The sequence below is a fragment of the Cupriavidus mimosae genome, assembly GCF_023952485.1.
In the GTDB taxonomy this organism is placed as follows: Bacteria; Pseudomonadota; Gammaproteobacteria; order Burkholderiales; family Burkholderiaceae; genus Cupriavidus; species Cupriavidus taiwanensis_C.
In genome coordinates this window covers 391850-410809 of sequence record NZ_JALHRY010000004.1, presented here as the reverse complement: position 1 = coordinate 410809, position 18960 = coordinate 391850, and the positions used below count along the sequence as shown (strand labels likewise).

Annotated in this window: 19 protein-coding genes; 14 read left to right on the top strand and 5 right to left on the bottom strand. The window is 69.9% G+C overall.

Going from position 1 to position 18960, the window contains the following annotated elements; translation table 11 throughout:
* Positions 1-40 precede the first annotated feature (40 nt).
* The 3 genes from phnD to MKD50_RS10475 all read left to right on the top strand — a co-directional run bounded on the left by phnD (position 41) and on the right by MKD50_RS10475 (position 2431).
* Positions 41-1045 carry a phosphonate ABC transporter substrate-binding protein gene (phnD, locus tag MKD50_RS10485; RefSeq protein ID WP_252667086.1) on the top strand — a complete coding sequence of 335 codons (1005 nt, stop codon included), beginning with the start codon at positions 41-43 and terminating at the stop codon, positions 1043-1045.
* A gap of 106 nt (positions 1046-1151) precedes the next feature.
* A complete protein-coding gene (gene phnE, locus MKD50_RS10480; protein WP_252667085.1) occupies positions 1152-1964 on the top strand; it encodes a phosphonate ABC transporter, permease protein PhnE in 813 nt (270 codons plus the stop codon).
* A gap of 5 nt (positions 1965-1969) precedes the next feature.
* Positions 1970-2431 carry a GNAT family N-acetyltransferase gene (locus MKD50_RS10475; protein ID WP_240070657.1) on the top strand — a complete coding sequence of 154 codons (462 nt, stop codon included), beginning with the start codon at positions 1970-1972 and terminating at the stop codon, positions 2429-2431.
* A 2-nt stretch (positions 2432-2433) separates the two neighbouring features.
* Here MKD50_RS10475 and phnN read toward each other — a convergent pair whose 3' ends face one another.
* The 3 genes from phnN to phnF form a co-directional block, all read right to left on the bottom strand.
* On the bottom strand, positions 2434-3024 hold the full coding sequence (gene phnN, locus MKD50_RS10470) for a phosphonate metabolism protein/1,5-bisphosphokinase (PRPP-forming) PhnN (protein ID WP_115700500.1): 591 nt from the start codon (positions 3022-3024) through the stop codon (positions 2434-2436).
* Positions 3021-3746, bottom strand: a complete 726-nt coding sequence (locus MKD50_RS10465; RefSeq protein ID WP_252667084.1) for a DUF1045 domain-containing protein — start codon at positions 3744-3746, stop codon at positions 3021-3023. The genes phnN and MKD50_RS10465 overlap by 4 nt, the downstream gene beginning before the upstream one ends.
* A 126-nt stretch (positions 3747-3872) precedes the next feature.
* On the bottom strand, positions 3873-4607 hold the full coding sequence (gene phnF / locus MKD50_RS10460; protein ID WP_252667083.1) for a phosphonate metabolism transcriptional regulator PhnF: 735 nt from the start codon (positions 4605-4607) through the stop codon (positions 3873-3875).
* 178 nt (positions 4608-4785) lie between these two features.
* On the opposite strand from phnF, the gene phnG reads away from it, so the two are divergent.
* From phnG to MKD50_RS10425, 7 genes are read left to right on the top strand one after another with little or no spacing between them, the layout of a single operon-like run.
* Positions 4786-5286, top strand: a complete 501-nt coding sequence (phnG, locus tag MKD50_RS10455; RefSeq protein ID WP_240070654.1) for a phosphonate C-P lyase system protein PhnG — start codon at positions 4786-4788, stop codon at positions 5284-5286.
* Position 5287: 1 nt separating this feature from the next.
* A complete protein-coding gene (gene phnH, locus MKD50_RS10450; RefSeq protein WP_252667082.1) occupies positions 5288-5905 on the top strand; it encodes a phosphonate C-P lyase system protein PhnH in 618 nt (205 codons plus the stop codon).
* Between the two features lies 1 nt (position 5906).
* Positions 5907-7061 carry a carbon-phosphorus lyase complex subunit gene (locus MKD50_RS10445; RefSeq protein WP_252667081.1) on the top strand — a complete coding sequence of 385 codons (1155 nt, stop codon included), beginning with the start codon at positions 5907-5909 and terminating at the stop codon, positions 7059-7061.
* A complete protein-coding gene (locus tag MKD50_RS10440; protein WP_252667080.1) occupies positions 7058-7960 on the top strand; it encodes an alpha-D-ribose 1-methylphosphonate 5-phosphate C-P-lyase PhnJ in 903 nt (300 codons plus the stop codon). The genes MKD50_RS10445 and MKD50_RS10440 overlap by 4 nt, the downstream gene beginning before the upstream one ends.
* Positions 7957-8733: a phosphonate C-P lyase system protein PhnK gene (gene phnK / locus MKD50_RS10435; RefSeq protein ID WP_115700480.1), complete on the top strand. Its 777-nt coding sequence runs from the start codon at positions 7957-7959 to the stop codon at positions 8731-8733. The genes MKD50_RS10440 and phnK overlap by 4 nt, the downstream gene beginning before the upstream one ends.
* Before the next feature lie 5 nt (positions 8734-8738).
* Complete coding sequence (gene phnL, locus MKD50_RS10430; protein WP_252667079.1) at positions 8739-9464, top strand: phosphonate C-P lyase system protein PhnL; 726 nt, start codon at positions 8739-8741, stop codon at positions 9462-9464.
* Between the two features lie 27 nt (positions 9465-9491).
* Positions 9492-10718 carry an alpha-D-ribose 1-methylphosphonate 5-triphosphate diphosphatase gene (locus tag MKD50_RS10425; RefSeq protein ID WP_252667078.1) on the top strand — a complete coding sequence of 409 codons (1227 nt, stop codon included), beginning with the start codon at positions 9492-9494 and terminating at the stop codon, positions 10716-10718.
* 4 nt (positions 10719-10722) lie between these two features.
* Here the strand turns inward: MKD50_RS10425 and MKD50_RS10420 are convergent, their stop codons facing one another.
* The gene (locus MKD50_RS10420; RefSeq protein ID WP_252667077.1) at positions 10723-11568 is read right to left on the bottom strand and encodes an IclR family transcriptional regulator; all 846 of its coding nucleotides are present in this window, start codon (positions 11566-11568) and stop codon (positions 10723-10725) included.
* A gap of 179 nt (positions 11569-11747) precedes the next feature.
* On the opposite strand from MKD50_RS10420, the gene MKD50_RS10415 reads away from it, so the two are divergent.
* From MKD50_RS10415 to MKD50_RS10405, 3 genes are all read left to right on the top strand, one after another.
* Complete coding sequence (locus MKD50_RS10415; RefSeq protein ID WP_371925322.1) at positions 11748-12743, top strand: Bug family tripartite tricarboxylate transporter substrate binding protein; 996 nt, start codon at positions 11748-11750, stop codon at positions 12741-12743.
* 87 nt (positions 12744-12830) lie between these two features.
* Positions 12831-15170 carry a cytochrome P450/oxidoreductase gene (locus MKD50_RS10410; RefSeq protein WP_252667076.1) on the top strand — a complete coding sequence of 780 codons (2340 nt, stop codon included), beginning with the start codon at positions 12831-12833 and terminating at the stop codon, positions 15168-15170.
* Between the two features lie 112 nt (positions 15171-15282).
* Entirely contained in the window at positions 15283-15849 is a 567-nt protein-coding gene (locus MKD50_RS10405; RefSeq protein WP_252667075.1) for a hypothetical protein, read from the top strand.
* A gap of 10 nt (positions 15850-15859) precedes the next feature.
* On the opposite strand, the gene MKD50_RS10400 is transcribed toward MKD50_RS10405, so the two are convergent.
* Positions 15860-16765 carry a LysR family transcriptional regulator gene (locus MKD50_RS10400; RefSeq protein WP_252667074.1) on the bottom strand — a complete coding sequence of 302 codons (906 nt, stop codon included), beginning with the start codon at positions 16763-16765 and terminating at the stop codon, positions 15860-15862.
* A gap of 197 nt (positions 16766-16962) precedes the next feature.
* Between MKD50_RS10400 and MKD50_RS10395 the strand changes: the two genes are divergently transcribed.
* Complete coding sequence (locus MKD50_RS10395; RefSeq protein ID WP_252667073.1) at positions 16963-18951, top strand: FUSC family protein; 1989 nt, start codon at positions 16963-16965, stop codon at positions 18949-18951.
* Positions 18952-18960: the final 9 nt, after the last annotated feature.

Sequence of the window (18960 nt, the reverse complement as noted above, 5' to 3'; positions counted from 1 at the left end):
GACCCATTCAACCCAAAAGCGCTTTCCACCGGAGTTGCCCATGCTTCGCAGAACCTTCATCGCCGTGGTGGCCTCTGCCGCGGTTGCCCTGCCCACCCTGCCCGCCTTTGCCCAGGAGGCCAGGAGCCTGAACATCGGCTTTATCTCGACCGAATCGTCGTCGAACCTGAAGAGCGCCTGGCAGCCGCTGATCGACGACCTGAGCAAGACCCTGGGCGTGCCGGTGAAGCCGTTCTTTGCCTCGGACTATGCCGGCATCATCGAAGGCATGCGCTTCAACAAGGTGCAGATCGCCTGGTTTGGCAACAAGTCGGCCATGGAAGCCGTGGACCGCGCCAGCGGCGAGGTCTTCGCGTCGGTGATCGACAAGGACGGCAACCCGGGCTACTGGTCGGTGCTGGTGGTCAACAAGGATAGCGACCTGAAGAGTGTCGAGGACGTGATCAAGCGCGGCAAGGACCTGACCTACGGCGCCGGCGACCCCAACTCCACCTCGGGCACGGCGGTGCCGGGCTTCTACCTGTGGAGCGCCAACAAGGTCGAGCCGAAGACGCTGTTCAAGGCCGTGCGCATCGGCAACCATGAAACCAACCTGCTGTCGGTGCTGAACAAGCAGGTGGACGCGGCCGTCAACAACACCGAGAACATGGAGCGCTACCGCATCAACACGGGCAAGAACGCCTATGACCAGGTGCGCGTGCTGTGGAAGTCGCCGCTGATCCCGGCCGACCCGATGGTCTACCGCAAGGACCTGGCGCCCGAACTGAAGAAGAAGATCCAGACCTTCTTCGTCAACTACGGCAAGGGCACCGACGCGGCGCGCGAGAAGCAGGTGCTGGCAACCCTGACCTACCAGGGCTTCCGCGCCTCGAGCGATGCGCAACTGGTGCCGATCCGCCAGATCGAGCTGGCGCGCGAAAAGGCCAAGATCGAATCCGACACCACGCTGGCCGCCGCCGACAAGGAAAAGCGCTTGTCCGACGTGACCCGCCGCCTGGCAGAGCTGGACAAGGCCGCCGGCAGCACCAGCAGCAGCACGCAGTAACCAGCCCGCTGTTCCTCACGCTGTTCGACTTGTCCCACCGAGGCCGGTGGCCCGTCGCCGCCTGCCTCGCCCCGATTTCATTTCTCCGCTGTATCCGGACCGCTCCATGACCGTCACCGCCACGCCCGGCCTGCCTCCCACGCCCCGAAGCCATGTGCGCCCGCCGCGCACGCCCCTTGCCGTGCCGCTGACCTGGGCGGTGCTGCTGGCGATGCTGGCCCTGTCGTGGCAAGGCGCCGACATGCGCCCGCTCGACCTGCTGCGCGATTCCGACAACATGGCCAGGTTCGCGGCGGATTTCTTCCCGCCCGATTTCCGCGACTGGCGCCACTACCTGGACGAGATGCTGGTCACCGTGCAGATCGCGCTATGGGGCACGGCACTAGCCGTGGTGATGGCGGTGCCGCTGGGGCTGCTGTGCGCGGCCAACATCGTGCCGGCCTGGGTCTACCAGCCCGCGCGCCGCGTCATGGACGCGTGCCGCGCCATCAATGAAATGGTGTTCGCCATGCTGTTTATCGTCGCTGTCGGGCTGGGCCCGTTCGCCGGCGTGCTGGCGATCTGGATCCACACCACCGGCGTGCTGGCCAAGCTGTTTGCCGAAGCGGTCGAAGCCATCGACCCGCGCCCGGTCGAAGGCGTGCGTGCCACCGGCGCCGGCCCGGTCGAGGAAATCGTCTATGGCGTGATTCCGCAGGTGCTGCCGCTGTGGCTGTCGTTCGCGCTGTACCGCTTCGAATCCAACGTGCGCTCGGCGTCAGTGGTGGGCATCGTCGGCGCCGGCGGCATCGGCACCGTGCTGTGGGAAATCATCCGCAGTTTCCAGTATGGGCAGACCTGTGCCGTGATGATCATCATCATCGTGTTCGTCTCGGCCATCGACATCCTGTCCGCCCAGATCCGCAAGGTGCTGGTCTGAACGCCATGCCGACCACCGAAGTCTCTCTCGCGCTGCGCGAAGTGCGCGGCTCCGACGCGGAGCTGCTGCACCTGTCCGCGCTGCTGGCCGCGATGGACGGCGAGGCGCCGCTGCCGCTCGCTACCATGCGCGAGCGCTATGCCACCATGCGCCGCTATCCGGACTACCGTTGCTACATGATGGTGGGTACGGATGAGGTGCCGCTGGGCACCTTCAGCTTGCTGGTGTTTCCTGTGATGGTCCACGACGGGCGCCCCGAGGCCATCGTCGAGGCCGTGGTGGTGGCGCCGGCCGCGCGCGGCATGGGCATCGGCAAGGCCATGATGCGCGAGGCGATGCGGCTGGCGCGGGAAGCCGGCGCGGCCAAGCTGGCGCTGTCATCCAATGCGCGACGCCTGCGCGCCCACCAGTTCTATCGCCAGCTCGGCTTTACCGAGCATGGCATCAGCTTCAGCATCGGGCTCTGAACTCAGGCCCGCAGTGCCGCTGGAGGTGCAGCGCCCACCAGTTGCGCCAGGGCCGCCACCGCGGTATCCAGCCCACCGCTGTTGTCGATCTCGACCAGCCGGCATCCTGGCGGCACGGCGAATGCCTGCCGTGCGCGGGCCAGCCGTTTTGCAATCGCCTCTTCCGCCTCGCGTCCGCGCAGGCGCAGCCGCGCGGCCAGCACTTCCGGCCGCACCCGTACGTGCACCGCGCATAGCTTCGGGTAGCGTGCCACCGCTTGCGGCAGGTACTCGCGCGAGCCGTTGACGATGACCGTCAGCCCGCGCGCCAGCCACTGCTCGATCTCGATGCCGATGCCGTAGTGCAGGCCGTGGCTATGCCAGTCCAGCGCCAGGCAGCCCAGCGCGCGGCGGCGGTGGAACTCTTCGGGCGTCAGCGCCACCGAGGCCTCGTTGGCGTCGGCGGCGCGGGTGATGTAGCGATGCGCGATGATAATGCGGTGGTCCGTCCCCAGGCGCTCGCGCAGCGCGCGCAGCAGCGAGTCCTTGCCGCTGCCGGACGGGCCCATCAGGTAGAACAGGCCGTGTCCGTCGGCCACGGTTGCCGCGCTCATGCGCCCAGATACGCCGCGCCGGCGCCGTCCGCGGTGCTGCCGTCGAAGCCGTAATGGCGGGCGACCACAAAGTCCTCCCCCTGGGCCGGCTGCACGAACACGCTGATGCGGTCTACATGCATCGGCGCTTGCAGCAGCTTGCCGCTGGCCGCCTCGAGCTGCGCCATCGCGGCGCGCTGGCCGGCAGCATCGAGCATGCCGGTCAGGGTGATATGGAACACGAAGGTGCCGAACACATAGGGGTAGCCCCATGCGTCGAGCATGCGGCGCTCTTCTGCGCTCAGCTGGTCCGCGGTGCGCCTGGCCAGTTCCTGTGCCGAAGGCGGCGCGCGCAAGGGGTCGAAGGCCAGCACGCAGGCATCGGCCAGTGCCTGCATCGGCGGCGAGCCGCCAGCGGCGAGCGTCCATGCGACAAAACCACGCAGCGCGCACAAGGCCAGCGCTGCGTCGAACGGCGCCTGCCGGCGCGCAAGATCGCGGGCGGCGGCATCGAGCATCGCCCCGTTGGCGCCGTCGGCAAGCCGGAACGGCGGCTTCAGGGTGGCGTGCAGGCCGTAATGTGCCGGCGCCCTGGTCCAGTCCGCCGGCGCGGCGGGCATGTCGGGGGGCGGCGGCAGCGTGGCCCCGGTGTCGGCGTCGCGGCCCAGCCAGTGGCTGCCGAAGGTGCGCAGCGGGCCGGATGGCGACAGGTAGATGGCGTAGCGGTACGCGGCTTGAGTCATGCGGCAAGGTTACCAGCGGCATCACGCGCGCGCAGGCGCATACTGCCCTGGTTTGGTGGGGTTGACCGCAGACAGTAGCGCAGGCAGGTGACAGCCGGATGTCTAGACCAATCCCGCGCGGCAGCGTCAGTCACGGTCGGACACCGTCAGCTGCACCCAGTCGCCGGCGAAGCGCACCACGCTGTACTGCACCGGGTTGCCGTCGATATCGACGTTCAGCGCCTCGACCTGCAGCACCGGGCGCGACTTGGGCTGGTTCAGCATCCGCGCCACCGGCGCGCTCGGCATCGCCGCGGTAATGCGCGACCACTTGCGGGTGTAATCGGCAATGCCAAAATGCGCCAGTGCGCGCGACACGGACTGCCTGGCGCGCAGCACTTCGTCGATGCCGGGAAAGCGCTTGAGGTCGAAGTAGTGCTCGGCCACGTCGATGGTGCGTGCCTCGGCCTTGCCGATCATCTGCGCATGGAGCAGCTCCGCGGTGCGCGCCAGCCCGAGCTGTTTGGCCACCTCCGGCGCGCGCACCACCTGGCTGGCGACGACTTCGGTATGGCCGCGCACGCCTTGCGCCGCCAGGTTCTGCGAGAAGCGCGTGCGGCGCCCGATGGCGTAGTCGATGGCGTGCTCCTGCACGAAGGTGCCGCGTCCTTGCTCGATCCGCACCAGCCCGCTCAGTTCCAGCTCGCCCATGGCGCGGCGGATGGTATGGCGGTTCACGGCGAAGCGGTTGGCGAGCTCCGGCTCCGGTGGCAATTGCTCGCCCGGCAGGTACAGCTTCTTGCGGATGTCCTCCGCCAGCGCCTCGCCAATCTGGCGCCACACCGCGACGCCCGAACCCCGTTCCACTTCCCGATCAGACATCGTGCGCTGTCCTCTTGTCATCAAGCGTTAACCCATCTCGTGCGATTGTGCCCCAGCCATGCCGCGCTGGCAGCGTGCCCGAGCAATCCCCTGCCCCGTCATGAAACGTTCATTTGCCTGTGGTCTAGTGGCTGCGAGTTCCGGCAACGACATCTAAACGTATAGACGTATAGGGGTGATGATGCAAAGCGAAACCGCGCGTCCCGATGTGCCCGCCGCCCATGGCGCCCGCGCCGCCTGGATGCGGATCCTGGCCACTGCGCCGACCGATGCGCTCGACGGCGCCTACCAACGGCTTGCGCAAGCGCAGGCCCTGCCCGCCTACCGGTTGCTGCGCAAGCCCGAGCCCGGCATGGCGATGGTGCGGGGCCGCGCGGGCGGCACCGGCGCCCAGTTCAACCTTGGGGAAATCACGGTAACGCGCTGCGCGGTGGTGCTGGAGGATGGCGCCCCCGACGCTGCTGCCGGCGTCGCCTATGTCCAGGGGCGCAGCGTGCGCCATGCCGAGCAGGCCGCGGTGCTGGATGCGCTGCTGCAGCGTCCGGCCTGGCACCAGCGCGTGCAGGCGCTGGTGCTCGCGCCGCTGGCCGACGCCCACGCGAGCCGCGCAGCGCAGGCGGCAGCCACGGCCGCGCAGACGCGCGTCGAGTTCTTCACCATGGTCCGCGGAGAAGACTGAGATGCCCGCCGCTCAACCCATGCTGTCCGCGCCGGCCGCCGCGCTGCTGCCCGGCTTCAACGATCCGGTCGACGACGCCCAGCAGGTGTTCCGCGCCGCGCTGCAGGCGTTTTCACATCCGGGCCAGCTGCAGACGCTGCCGGCCCGCAGCGGCTTGCCCGAGGGACTGTCGCCGGCGCTGGCCGCGCTGCTGCTGACGCTGGCCGATGCCGATACGCCGGTCTGGCTGCCTGCCGCCGTGCCGGCCGCGGCGCGTGCCTTCCTGCGCTTTCACTGCGGCTGCCGGCTGACGGAAGCGCCCGCCGCCGCGGCCTTTGTCTGCGTGCCGGCCGGCCATGCCATGCCGGCGCTCACGGACTGCGCGCAGGGCGACCCGGCCTTCCCGGACCGCTCGGCCACGCTGCTGGTGGAAGTGGCCTCGCTCACCGACGGCGAAGCCCTGACGCTGCGCGGCCCCGGCATCGAGCACACGCAAGCGCTGCGTGTTGCCGGCCTGCCGGCGGGCTTTCGCGCGGCCTGGCGCGCCAACAACGCCGGCTTCCCGCTCGGCGTGGACCTGCTGCTGTGCAGCGGCGACCGGTTCTGCGCGCTGACGCGCACCACCATCGTGGAGGACTGACATGTACGTAGCTGTCAAAGGGGGTGAGCGCGCCATCCTCAATTCTTACCGGATGCTCGACGCCTATCGCCGCGGCGACACCGCGGTGCCGGAACTGACGCTGGCACAGATCCGCGAGCAGATGCCGCTGGCTGTGTCGCGCGTGATGGCCGAGGGCTCGCTGTACGACCCGCACCTGGCGGCGCTGGCGCTCAAGCAGGCCGCCGGCGACCAGATCGAGGCGATCTTCCTGCTGCGCGCGTACCGCACCACGCTGGCGCGCTTCGGCTATACGCAGCCGCTCGATACCGGCGCGATGCGCCTGCAGCGCCGGATCTCGTCGACCTTCAAGGACGTGCCGGGCGGCCAGGTGCTGGGGCCCACCTATGACTACACGCAGCGGCTGCTGGATTTCTCGCTCGAAACCGGCCGCGCGCCGCAGCCTTTGCCCGCTGATCAGGAACCGCTCGCCGCCGCGATGCCGCGCGTGACCAGCCTGCTGGAAGCGGACGACCTGGTCGAAGCCGACGCGATTCCCGCCGGCGACCCCACGCCGCCCGACCTGACGCGCGAGCCGCTGACCTTCCCCGCCGGCCGCGCCGCGCGCCTGCAGAACCTGGCGCGCGCCGACGAGGGCTTCCTGCTGTCGATGGGCTACTCGACCCAGCGCGGCTACGGCAACTCGCACCCGTTCGCGGCCGAGATCCGCTACGGCACCGCCGAGGTGGAGCTGTTCGTCGAAGAGCTCGGCTTTGCCGTCACCATCGGCGTGATCGAGCTGACCGAATGCCAGATGGTGAGCCAGTTCGCCGGCAATGCCGACGAGGCGCCGCGCTTTACGCGCGGCTACGGGCTGGTGTTCGGCTACAACGAGCGCAAGGCCATGTCGATGGCCCTGGCCGACCGCGCCATGCGCGCCGAAGCGCTCGGCGAGGCCGCCGACGCGCCCGCCAACGATATCGAGTTCATGCTGTACCACAGCGACAACGTCGAGGCTTCTGGCTTCGTGCAGCACCTGAAGCTGCCGCACTATGTGGACTTCCAGGCCAACCTGGAACTGCTGCGCCGGCTGCGCGCGGAGCCGGCCGACGCGCCGCACAGCGCCGTGCCCGCGGCGGTCGCGCCACCATCGCCGCCACCATCGCAGCCACAGCCGCAAGAGGAGACGCTGGCATGAGCGCCGCCGACACCACCATGGCCGCGGGCATCGCCCGCGACGAGCACTACAACTTCGGCTATCTCGACGAATCGACCAAGCGCATGCTGCGCCGCGCATTGCTGAAGGCGGTGGCGATTCCCGGCTACCAGGTGCCGTTCGGCAGCCGCGAGATGCCCTTGCCGTATGGCTGGGGCACCGGCGGCATCCAGGTGACGGCCGCCATCATCGGCAAGGACGACGTGCTCAAGGTGATCGACCAGGGCTCGGACGACACCACCAACGCCATCAATATCCGCCGCTTCTTCGCCCGCGTCACCGGCGTGCCGACCACCGAGCGCACCACCGCGGCCAGCATCGTCCAGACCCGCCACCGGATTCCCGAAACGCCGCTGCGCGCGGGGCAGACCGTGGTGTTCCAGGTGCCGATTCCCGAGCCGCTGCGCTGGCTGGAGCCCAGCGAAGGCGAGACCCGCACCATGCACGCGCTGGCGGAATACGGCGCGATGCACGTCAAGCTGTACGAGGACATCGCCCGCCACGGCCACATCGCCACCACCTACGACTACCCCGTGATCGTCAACCAGCGCTACATGATGCGGCCCTCGCCCATCCCCAAGTTCGACAACCCCAAGCTGGACCGCAGCCCGGCGCTGATGCTGTTCGGCGCGGGCCGCGAAAAGCGCGTCTACGCGGTGCCGCCCTACACCGCGGTCAAGAGCCTGGACTTTGCCGACCACCCCTTCACGGTGGAGTCATGGTCCAACTGCTGCGCGCAGTGCGGCGCCACCGACAGCTACCTGGACGAGATCATCACCGACGATGCCGGCACGCGCCGCTTCGTGTGCTCGGATACCGAGTACTGCGCCGGGCGCCAGGCCGCGCAAGCCGTCGACACCGCGGCCGGAGGCGCGCAATGAGCCCCGTCCCGCTGCTGTCGGTGCGCAACCTGACGCGCACCTGGGACGGCCTGCACGGCTGCCATGATGTCAGCTTCGACCTCTATCCTGGCGAAGTGCTGTGCGTGGTGGGCGAGTCGGGCTCCGGCAAGAGCACGCTGCTGCAGGCGCTGTCGATGCAGGCGCCGGCGCAGCGCGGCACGGTCAGCTACGCCATGCGCGAGTCCGGCCTGACCGACCTGGCCACGCTGTCCAGCGCACGCCTGCGGCTGCTGGCGCGCACCGACTGGGGCTTCGTGCGCCAGCACGCCCGCGATGGCCTGCGCATGCAGGTCAGCGCCGGCGCCAATATCGCCGAACGGCTGATGGCCGTGGGCCAGCGCCACTACGGCAACCTGCGCGAAGTCGCCGGCAACTGGCTGGAGAAGATGGAGATCGACCTGGCGCGGCTGGACGACGTGCCCGGCACGTTTTCCGGAGGCATGCAGCAGCGCCTGCAGATCGCGCGCAACCTGGTCACGCATCCGCGCCTGGTGTTCATGGACGAGCCCACGGCGTCGCTCGACGTGTCGGTGCAGGCGCGGCTGCTGGACCTGCTGCGCCGCCTGGTGGCCGACCTGGACCTGGCCGCGGTGCTGGTCACCCACGACCTGGCGGTGGCCAGGTTGCTGGCGCACCGCACCCTGGTGATGCAGGGCGGGCGCGTAGTCGAGCAGGGCCTGACCGACCAGATCCTCGACGACCCCCAGCATCCGTACACGCAGTTGCTGGTTTCTTCCATTTTGCAGGGCTGAGCACGATGCACGCAGGACAACCACAGAAGCTGGTCGAGGTGCGCGGCCTCGGCAAGATGTTTACGTTGCACAACCAGGGCGGCATCCGTCTGCCGGTGTTGCGCGCGATCGATTTCGATGCCGCGCGCGGTGAATGCCTGGTCCTGTCGGGGCAGTCCGGCACCGGCAAAAGCACGCTGCTGCGCTGCCTGTACGGCAACTACCTGGCCACCGAGGGCAGCATCCGGCTGCGCGATACCAGCACCGACGGCGCGCCGTGGGTGGAGCTGGGCGATGCCACCGAACAGCGCGTGCTGCAGCTGCGCCGCGACGTGATCGGCTATGTCAGCCAGTTCCTGCGAGCGATCCCGCGCGTGGGCGCGCTCGACGTGGTGGCCGATCCGCTGCGGCAGCGCGGCGCCGGCGAGGACGAGGCGCGCGCACGCGCGGCCGAACTGCTGGCGCGGCTGAACCTGCCGCGCCGGTTGTGGGATCTGCCGCCCGCCACCTTCTCGGGCGGCGAGCAGCAGCGCGTCAATATCGCGCGCGGCCTGATCGGCGGCCATCCGATCCTGCTGCTGGACGAGCCCACCGCCTCGCTGGACCCCGACAACCGCGCCGTGGTGGTCGCGCTGATCCGATCAGCGCTGGCCGAGGGCCGCGCGCTGATCGGCATTTTCCACGACGAAGCCGTGCGCGACGCCGTGGCCACGCGCCTGCTGCCGCTGCACCCTGCTACCGCCCTCGCCTGAACCGAACCGCCCCGAACGGAGCCAGACATGCCTGCGACCTACCTGACCCACGCCACCCTGGTGCTGCCCGACCGCGTGCTGCACGACAGCGCGCTGCTGATCGAGGATGGCCGCATCGCCGCGATCGAGCCGGCACCCGCGGCCGTGCCCGCGCACGCCACCGTGGTCGGACTGCATGGCCACACCGTGATGCCCGGCCTGGTGGACGTGCATTGCGACGCGATCGAGAAAGAGGTGGAGCCACGCGCCAGCGTGCTGTTCCCGCTGGATTTCGCCGTGGCGCAGGTCGACCGCCGCAACGCCGCGGCCGGCATCACCACGCCCTATCACGCGCTGTCGTTCGCCGGCAACCAGTTCGGCGTGCGCAACGTCGACACCGCGGCCACGGTGGTGCGCACGATCGCCGCCTACCGTCAGCACAGCCTAGTCGACAACCGCATCCACTGCCGCTACGAGGTCACCGACGCCGGCGCCGTGCCGGTGCTGGAAGCGCTGATGGCAGAAGGCGTGATCGACCTGCTCTCGGTGATGGACCACTCGCCCGGCCAGGGCCAGTTCAAGACCCTGGACGCCTATCTGGCCTACATGATGGGCAACCACGGCATGAGCCGCGACGCGGCCGCCGATGCCGCCCGTCAGAAGGCCGCCGCGCTGGAGGGCGCGCACGAGCGCGTCAACCGGCTGGTGGCGGCGGCCCACGCGCTGGGCATTCCCACCGCCAGCCACGACGACGATTCGCCGCAGCGCATCGCCGCCATGCACGCGCTGGGCGTGCGCATGAGCGAGTTCCCGATCAACCTGGAGACCGCGCAGGCCGCCTGCGCCCGTGCGCTGCCGACCATCCTGGGCGCGCCCAACGTGCTGCGCGGCAAGAGCCAGAGCGGATCGATGCGCGCCATCGATGCGATCCGGGCGGGCGCCGGCACCATCCTGTGCTCGGACTACCAGCCCTCCACCCTGATCGCCGCCGCGTATGCCGCCGGACGCCAGGCCGGGCTGCCGCTGAACCAGGCGCTGGCGCTGGTCACCGCCCACCCCGCCGATGCCTGCCAGCTGGACGACCGCGGCCGCCTGGCGCCGGGCCTGCGTGCCGACGTGATCGCGGTTTCCGAGGTGGCGGGCCAGCCGATGGTCACGCACACCTGGTCGGGCGGCCGGCTGGTGTTTGCGGCGGGGTATCCGTCGTTGCGGCCCGCCGGGGACGCGGCCAGGCCGCGCCGGCCCGGTGCCGCGCGAGAGTACTCGACCGTCTGACGGCTCAGCCCTGCGGGTTGAATCCCAGCGCCGCGCTGACCGCGCGCGCCTCGCGCCGCACGGCGCTGCCGATGGGCCCGTCGATGGCGGGGTCGAAGCCGCCGGTGGCGCCCAGCGCGGTGAGCACCGCGCAGACCCGGCCGGTGTAGTCGCGCACCGGCGCGGCCACCGCGCTGATGCCGGTCAGGTTGGTGTCGCGCACCCAGGCGCAGTCGTCGGACTGCACCGCGCGGCGCAATGCGCCGATGGGGTCGCCGGCATCGAGCTGCGCCAGCCGTGCCGGGCTGGCGGCCGCCAGCTCTTCCCTGGCCTGCGCCAGGACTCCCTTTTCATCGAGCAAGCCCAGGAACACGCGCCCGGTGGCGGACCACAGCAGCGGCATCACCGAGCCCGCGCGCACGTTCACCGTCACCGGCAGGCCCGGTTCCTCGAAACGCATGATGGTCGGGCCCTTGTTGCCCATCACCGCGATGAAGCAGGTCACCTCCAGGGTTTCGCGCAGGCGCACCAGCGAGGCCTCGGCCAGACGGATCGGATCGGCCTGGCGCATTGCGGCCATGCCGATCTGCAGCGCCTCGAAGCCAAGGTGGTACTGCTGCGTGCCCGGCTCCTGCGCCACCAGGTCTTCTTCCAGCAGACTGACCAGGTAGCGGTGCACCTTGGCCGGGCTTTCGTCGATATGCGCTGCCAGCGCGGTCAGGCTGGCACGCCCGCCCAGGCGCGCCAGGCCTTTCAGTACGGCCATGCCGGTGACGGCCGACTGCACGCGCTGGCGTCGTTCCCGGGTGCGGGTCGTGCCGGCTTCAATGGCGGTTTCAGGTGCGGATGCAGGAGCTTTGGATCGGGGCATGGCGGGACGGAGCTACGCGACGTATGCGGGTCTTCACGGCGACAGCGGACGATGCCACACCGTGGCGGCGGGCGGTTCAAGGTTAACCCGCATTCAATCGTTACGCAATGCGTATATGATTTACGCAAAATAGAAAACACCGGGCCAGGATCCGGTCCATCCTTCAGGAGACAAAAACCATGCCCCGCCCCCGCCTTGCCATTGCCGTGCGTCTCGCCATCGGTGCGCTGACCTTGCCGATGCTGGCCGCGAGCCCTGCCCACGCCGCCGACCCCTATCCCGCCAAGCCGATTCGCTGGATCGTCCCGTACGCCGCGGGCGGCGGTTCCGACTTCCTCGCGCGCACCATCGGCCAGGGGCTGTCGGCCAAGGTCGGGCAACCGGTGGTGGTAGACAACAAGCCTGGCGGCAATACCGCCATCGGCGCCACCGAGACCGCGCGCGCGGCGGCCGACGGCTATACCGTGCTGTCGGCCGACAACGGCACGCTGGTGTTCAATCCCGTGCTGTACAAGTCGCTGTCCTACCATCCCGCCAAGGACCTCGCCCCCGTGACGCTGCTGGGCCGCTTCCCGATGATCCTGGTGGTGGGCGCCGCCAGCCCCGCCAAGAGCGCCAAGGATTTCATCGCGCAGGCCAAGGCCACGCAGGGCGGCATCAACTACGGCTCGGCCGGCGCGGGCAGCCCGCACCACCTGGCGATGGAACTGCTGAAGGTGGAGGCCGGCCTGTCGATGACGCATGCCCCGTACCGCGGCGCCGCGCCGGCGCTATCCGACGTGGCCGCCGGCCAGGTCGCCGCGATGATGGTGGACTACGCCGCCGGCGCCGGCTTCATCAAGGGCGGCAAGGTGCGCCCGCTGGCCGTGGCCAATGCCACCCGCCTGCCGCAGCTGCCCGACGTGCCGACCTTTGCCGAGCTGGGCTACGCGCGCGTCGAAGCCGCCGCGCTGGTAGGCATGGTGGTGCCGGCCGGCACCCCGCCGGAGGTGATCAACACGCTCAACAAGGACGTGGTCGCGGCCATCCGCGAGCCGGCGGTCAACAAGCGGCTGGTGGACTTTGGCGTCGAGCCCGTGGGCAACACGCCGGCACAATTCAGCGAACTGCTGCGCAGCGAGTCCGGGCGCTGGAGCAAGCTGATCCGCGACCTGAAGATCACGCTGGACAACTGAATCCGGCCGCAACACCGATTGGCCGTCCGGCGCGCCCGGGCGGCAGCGCTTTTTGCCAGGCATCGATGCCTGCCAGGAGTACGTAGCATGACCCTCCCCTCTCCCGGCGCCGCGCGCGGCTGCCCGATCGACCACAACACCCTCACCGCACCCAACGGCTGCCCGGTCAGCCACAATGCGGCGCAGTTCGACCCCTTCGGCGACGGCTACCAGCAGGACCCGCCCGCATACGTGCGCTGGTCGCGCGAGCAGGAGCCGGTGTTCTACAGCCCGCAGCTGGGCTACTGGGTGGTCACGCGCTACGACGACATCAAGGCGATCTTCCGCGACAACCTGACCTTCAGCCCGTCGATCGCGCTGGAGAAGATCACCCCCACCGGCGACGAGGCCAACGCCGTGCTGGCCAGCTACGGCTACGCCATGAACCGCACCCTGGTGAACGAGGACGAGCCCGCCCACATGCCGCGCCGGCGCGCGCTGATGGCCCCGTTCACGCCGGCCGAGCTGGCGCACCACGAGCCGCTGGTGCGGCGCCTCTCGCGCGAGTATGTCGACCGCTTTATCGACGACGGCCGCGCCGACCTGGTCGACCAGATGCTGTGGGAAGTGCCGCTGACGGTGGCGCTGCATTTCCTGGGCGTTCCCGAAGAGGACATGGACCTGTTGCGCCAGTACTCGATTGCCCATACCGTCAACACCTGGGGCCGGCCGAAGCCGGAAGAACAGGTGGCGGTGGCGCACGCGGTCGGCAACTTCTGGCAGCTGGCCGGCCGCATCCTCGACAAGATGCGCGAAGACCCGTCCGGCCCCGGCTGGATGCAGTACGGCCTGCGCAAGCAGCGCGAACTGCCCGAGGTAGTGACCGACTCCTACCTGCATTCGATGATGATGGCCGGCATCGTCGCCGCACACGAGACCACCGCCAACGCCTCGGCCAACGCCATCAAGCTGTTGCTGCAGCATCCGCACGCCTGGCGCGAGCTCTGCGAAGACCCGGCGCTGATTCCCAATGCGGTCGAAGAATGCCTGCGCCACAACGGCTCCGTGGCGGCGTGGCGACGGCTGGTCACGCGCGACACCGAGGTGGGCGGCATCCGCCTGCCGGCGGGCAGCAAGCTGCTGATCGTGACCTCGTCGGCCAACCATGACGAGCGCCATTTCGCCGATGCCGACCTGTTCGACATCCGCCGCGACAACGCCAGCGAGCAGCTGACCTTCGGCTACGGCTCGCACCAGTGCATGGGCAAGAATCTGGCGCGCATGGAAATGCAGGTCTTCCTGGAAGAGCTGACGCGTCGGCTGCCGCATATGCGCCTGGCCGAGCAGACCTTCACCTATGTGCCCAACACTTCGTTCCGCGGCCCGGAGCACTTGCTGGTGGAATGGGATCCCGCGCACAACCCCGAGCGCCGCGACCCCGCCCTGCTGGCGGTGCGCCAGCCGGTGCGCATCGGCGAGCCGTCGGCGCATACCATCGCCCGCACGGTGGTGGTCGAGCGCGCCACGCCCGCCGCCGACGACGTGCTCCGGCTGCGGCTGGTGGCGCCCGATGGCAAGCCGCTGCCGCGCTGGGCGCCGGGCTCGCATATCGACGTGGAATGCGGCGACACCGGGCTGTCGCGCCAGTATTCGCTGTGCGGCGATCCGGACGATGCGGCGGCGCTGGAGATCGCGGTGCTGCGCGATCCCGCCAGCCGCGGCGGCTCTGCCTGGCTCCATGGCAGCGTCAGGGCCGGCGACCGCCTGCGCATCCGCGGCCCACGCAACCATTTCCGCTTCGACGAGCAGTGCCGGCGGGCCATCTTCATTGCCGGCGGCATCGGCGTCACACCCGTGAGCGCGATGGCGCGGCGCGCCCGCGCGCTTGGCATCGACTACACCTTCCATTACTGCGGGCGCTCGCGCCGGGCCATGGCCATGCTGGACGAATTGCAGGCGCTGCACGGCGCGCGGCTGCATGTCCACGCCAGCGACGAAGGCCGGCGCGCCGACTTGGGCAAGCTGCTGGGGCAGCCTGACGCGGACACCCAGATCTATGCCTGCGGCCCGCAGCGCCTGCTGGATGCGCTTGCCGAACGCTGCGCGGCGTGGCCGGCGGACGCGCTGCGCGTGGAGCATTTCGTCTCGAGGCTGGGCACGCTGGATGCGTCGAAGGAGCAGCCCTTTACCGTGGAGCTGAAGGACTCCGGCCTGGTGCTGGAAGTGCCGGCGGGACAGACTCTGCTGGGCGCGCTGCGCGGCGCCAATATCGACGTGCAGAGCGACTGCGAGGAAGGCCTGTGCGGCTCATGCGAGGTGCGCGTGCTGGCCGGCCAGGTCGACCACCGCGACGTGGTGCTGACGCGCGCCGAGCGTGACGCCAACCAGCGCATGATGGCGTGCTGCTCGCGCGCCTGCGGTGGCGGCCGGCTGGTGCTGGAGCTCTGAGCGCGTGGGCACGGCAAGCGCGCTGTTGCAACGTAGGACAAAGCCTGACAACGGCCGCAAGGACACAGGACTAAAGTAGCAGCGCAACCGCCGCCCCCGTTCTGTCTGCCTCATGCCCCTTGACCCCGCCGCCGTCCACGCCGTTCCCGATCCTGCTCTCTGCCGCTGGCGCCGCACCGCCGTCCACCTGTCGTTGCTGGCTGCGACACTTGCGCTTTCCGCCACACCAGCCGCCGCGCGAGCCGCGACCGTGGCCGCGCCGCCGCTGTCGGAGCTCGCCACGCTGCTGCTGGGCACCGTGCGCGGCAAGCCGACCGGCATGCACGGGGTCACGCGCCTGACCACCGGCGACGCCGACCGGCAACTGCGCCTGGCCTGCCAGGAGCTGATGCGCGCGGGCCCGATCGACCTCGACGACACCACGCGCTTCGACGGCTGCGTGGCGCGGCCCGGCAAGATCGTCGACTTCCACCTGAAGGTCTCCGGCGTGGATGCCGGCCGCGACGACACCCGTGCCTTCATGGCCACGGCCAAGCCGATCCTCGAGCGCGGCATCTGCCGCAACCCGGATGTGCCGGTGCTGGGCAAGCTGGGAATCCGGCTGCGCTATCACTATGCGGTCGGACAAAAGCCGCTGGTCCTGCTCGACATCCCGCCCGAGCAGTGCCGCGTCAGGTGAGGCGACGGACTCAGGCCGTGCGCCCGTTCCCCAGCACCTCTTCGCAGACCGCCAGCCACGCGCGGGCGGCGTGCGACAGGTAGCGCCCCGGCGACCAGATATGGGCCATGGTCCAGTCCACCGCGGGTTCGGTGAGGCGCGCCATGGCCAGCGTGTCCTGCGCCTGCAGGCGCTCGGCCAGCGGCTGGGGCAGGAAGGTGGTGCCCAGCCCCGCTGCCGCCATCGACGCCAGGAAGTCCCAGTGCCCGCTGCGCGCGACCACGCGCGGTTCGATCCGGGCCTCCACGAAGGCCTGCCGTAGCTTGCGCGTCAGCGAAAAATCCTCGGTCAGCATCACCAGCGGCTCGTCGCGCAGCGCCGCCAGCGACACGGTGCGCCCGCGCGCCCAGGCCGCCTTGCGCGGCCCCACCGCCCAGATCGGATAGCGGCCGAACTGGCGCGTTTCCAGCGACAGGCCGCTGTCGCCCGGCAGCACGGTGGCGCCCACCTCGAGCTCGCCGCTGGCCACCAGTTGCTCCACCACCTGCCCGCCGTGCTCGTCCAGCGTCAGTGACAGGTTGGGATAGCGCTGCCGGAACGCGCTGACCGCGGGCGAGAAAAACAGGTTCACCATCGGCGGGATGCCGACCGTCAACTGCCCCCGCCCCAGCGACGACAGGTCGGCGACCTCCAGCGTCAGCCGGTGCACCACGCCCAGCGCCTCCTGGCCGCGCTCGTAGACCACCCGGCCGACGTCGGTCAGGCGCACGCTCTTGCCTTCGCGGATCAATAGCGGCTGGCCAACTTCATCCTCGAGCTGGCGGACCATCTTGCTGATGGTGGACTGGGTCACGAACAGCGACGAAGCGGCCTGGGTAAAGCTGCGCAGCCGCGCGGTCTCGACGAAATAGCGCAGCGCGCGGATATCGATGGGCATGTTGGCGTGGAGGGCGGATGTGCCGATCCATGAATAACGCGAATGGAAAAGCCAATATTAAATCATGAATGGAATGTGAAAGGTGCGGCTACACTTCGCTCCCAACATGTCGCCCCCGCCCGAACCGCGCCCCCAATGAAGCGCGGAACGGCAGGCGGCGGCAAGCGCCCCCAACCTTCCCTTCAAGACCCCGCTCCATGGCTAGCTGGCCGAATGCACGACAGTGGCTGTTCTCGCTGAAGGCATTCGCCGCCGCCATGCTCGCGCTCTACATTGCGTTGGCGCTGGGCCTGGCGCGGCCGTACTGGGCCATGGCGACGGTGTACTTCGTCTCGCATCCGCTCACCGGCGCGACCCGCTCCAAGGCCGCGTATCGCGTCGCCGGCACGGTGCTGGGCGCCACCGCGGCGGTGGCGACGGTGCCGCAACTGGTCAACATGCCGATCATGCTGATGGGCGCGATCGCGCTGTGGATCAGCGTGCTGGTGTACCTGTCGCTGCTGCAGCGCACGCCGCGCAGCTACGTGTACCTGCTGGCGGCCTACACGCTGCCGATCGTGGCCTTGCCGGCAGTCAGCCAGCCGGCGCAGATCTTCGACATCGCCGTGGCACGGATCGAGGAAATCGTGATCGGCATCGTCTGCGCCGGGCTGGTGGGCTCGGTGGTGTTTCCGGCCAAGGTCGCGCCCGCGCTGCGCGCGCGTGCCGCCACGTGGCTGTCCGATGCCGCGGCCTGGGCCTCGGACATCCTTGCTGGCAGTCCTCGCGCAGATCACAGCCGCCACCGGCTTGCCGCCGACATCCTGCAGCTGGACCAGCTGATCAGCCAGCTGGCCTATGACACCGAAGGCGGCGACACGCTGCGCCACGCGCGCGCGCTGCGCCGGCGCATGACCATGCTGATGCCGGTGCTGTCGTCGCTGGAGAGCGTGCTGCAAGCGCTGCGCTGCCATGCCGGCGGCATTCCTGCGGAACTGCGCGAGGCGCTGGCGGCAACGGCAGCATGGCTTGCCGGCGATGCTGCCACGGGGCCTGCCGCTGCGCCCGAAGGCTGGCGGATGCTCTCCGGACATGACGCGAGCGGCTGGCATGCTCGCCTTGCCGCCACGGCGGCCGACCAGCTGCAGCGCCTGTGCGCCCTGTACGGCGAATGCCGCGCCCTGCAGCAAGGCATCGGCGACCACCGCGCCGGCACGCCACTGCCACGTGGCGAATCCGCTGCGGAAGCTGCCGGCCATCACCATGATCACGGCATGCTGCTGTTCGGCGCGGTGTCCAGCGGACTCGCGGTGTTCTGCGCCGGGCTGATGTGGATCTTCTCGGGCTGGGAGGACGGCGCCGGGGCGGTGGTGGTGGCTTCGATCGCGTGCTGTTTCTTTGCCGCGGTCGACGAGCCGCGGCGCATGGCCCGGGCCTTCGTGCGCTGGAGCGCGATCTGCCTGCTGATTTCGTCCGGCTACCTGTTCCTGGTGGTGCCGCATGCGCACACCTTCGAAGCGCTGGCCGCGCTGCTGGCCTTGCCCTATCTCGGCATCGGCCTGCTGATCTCGCGGCCGGGGTTCCAGCTGATCGCGATGCTGCTATCGGTCAACACCGCCGCGTTCGCCAACGTGCAGGGCGTGTTCGACGCGGATTTCCTCGCCATCTTCAATACCTGCCTGGCCAGCGCGGCGGCCATGGTGTTCGCGCCGCTGTGGTCGGTGGCGGCACGCCCGTTTGGCGCGCGCGCGGCGGCACGGCGGCTGGTGCGCGCCAGCTGGAGTGACCTGGCGCGGGCCGCCACGCTGCGCGCCACCGACGGCGATGCGCGGCTGGGGGCGCGCATGCTGGACCGGCTGGGCCAACTGGTGCCGCGCCTGGGCGCCGCCGGCGATCCCTTGTCCGCTGACGGCTTTCATGCGCTGCAGGTCGGCTATTGCGCGCTGGCGCTGCACAAGGCGCTGCCGGACTTGCCGCCGCCGGCGCGCAAGCCGGTGCGACGCGTGCTGGCCGCGGTGGCGCGGCATTTCCGTGCGCAACTGCGCGCGGGCCGGCGCGTACCGGTAGCGGCGGGCCTGGCCGCCGCCGTGGGCGAAGCCATGGCCGCGGTGGCGGCCGGCGGCCGCGCCCAGCGCGACACGCTGGGCGCGCTGGTGGTGCTGCAAATCACGCTGCTTCCGCTTGCGGCCATGTCCCCGTCCCGCTGATCCCCGCCC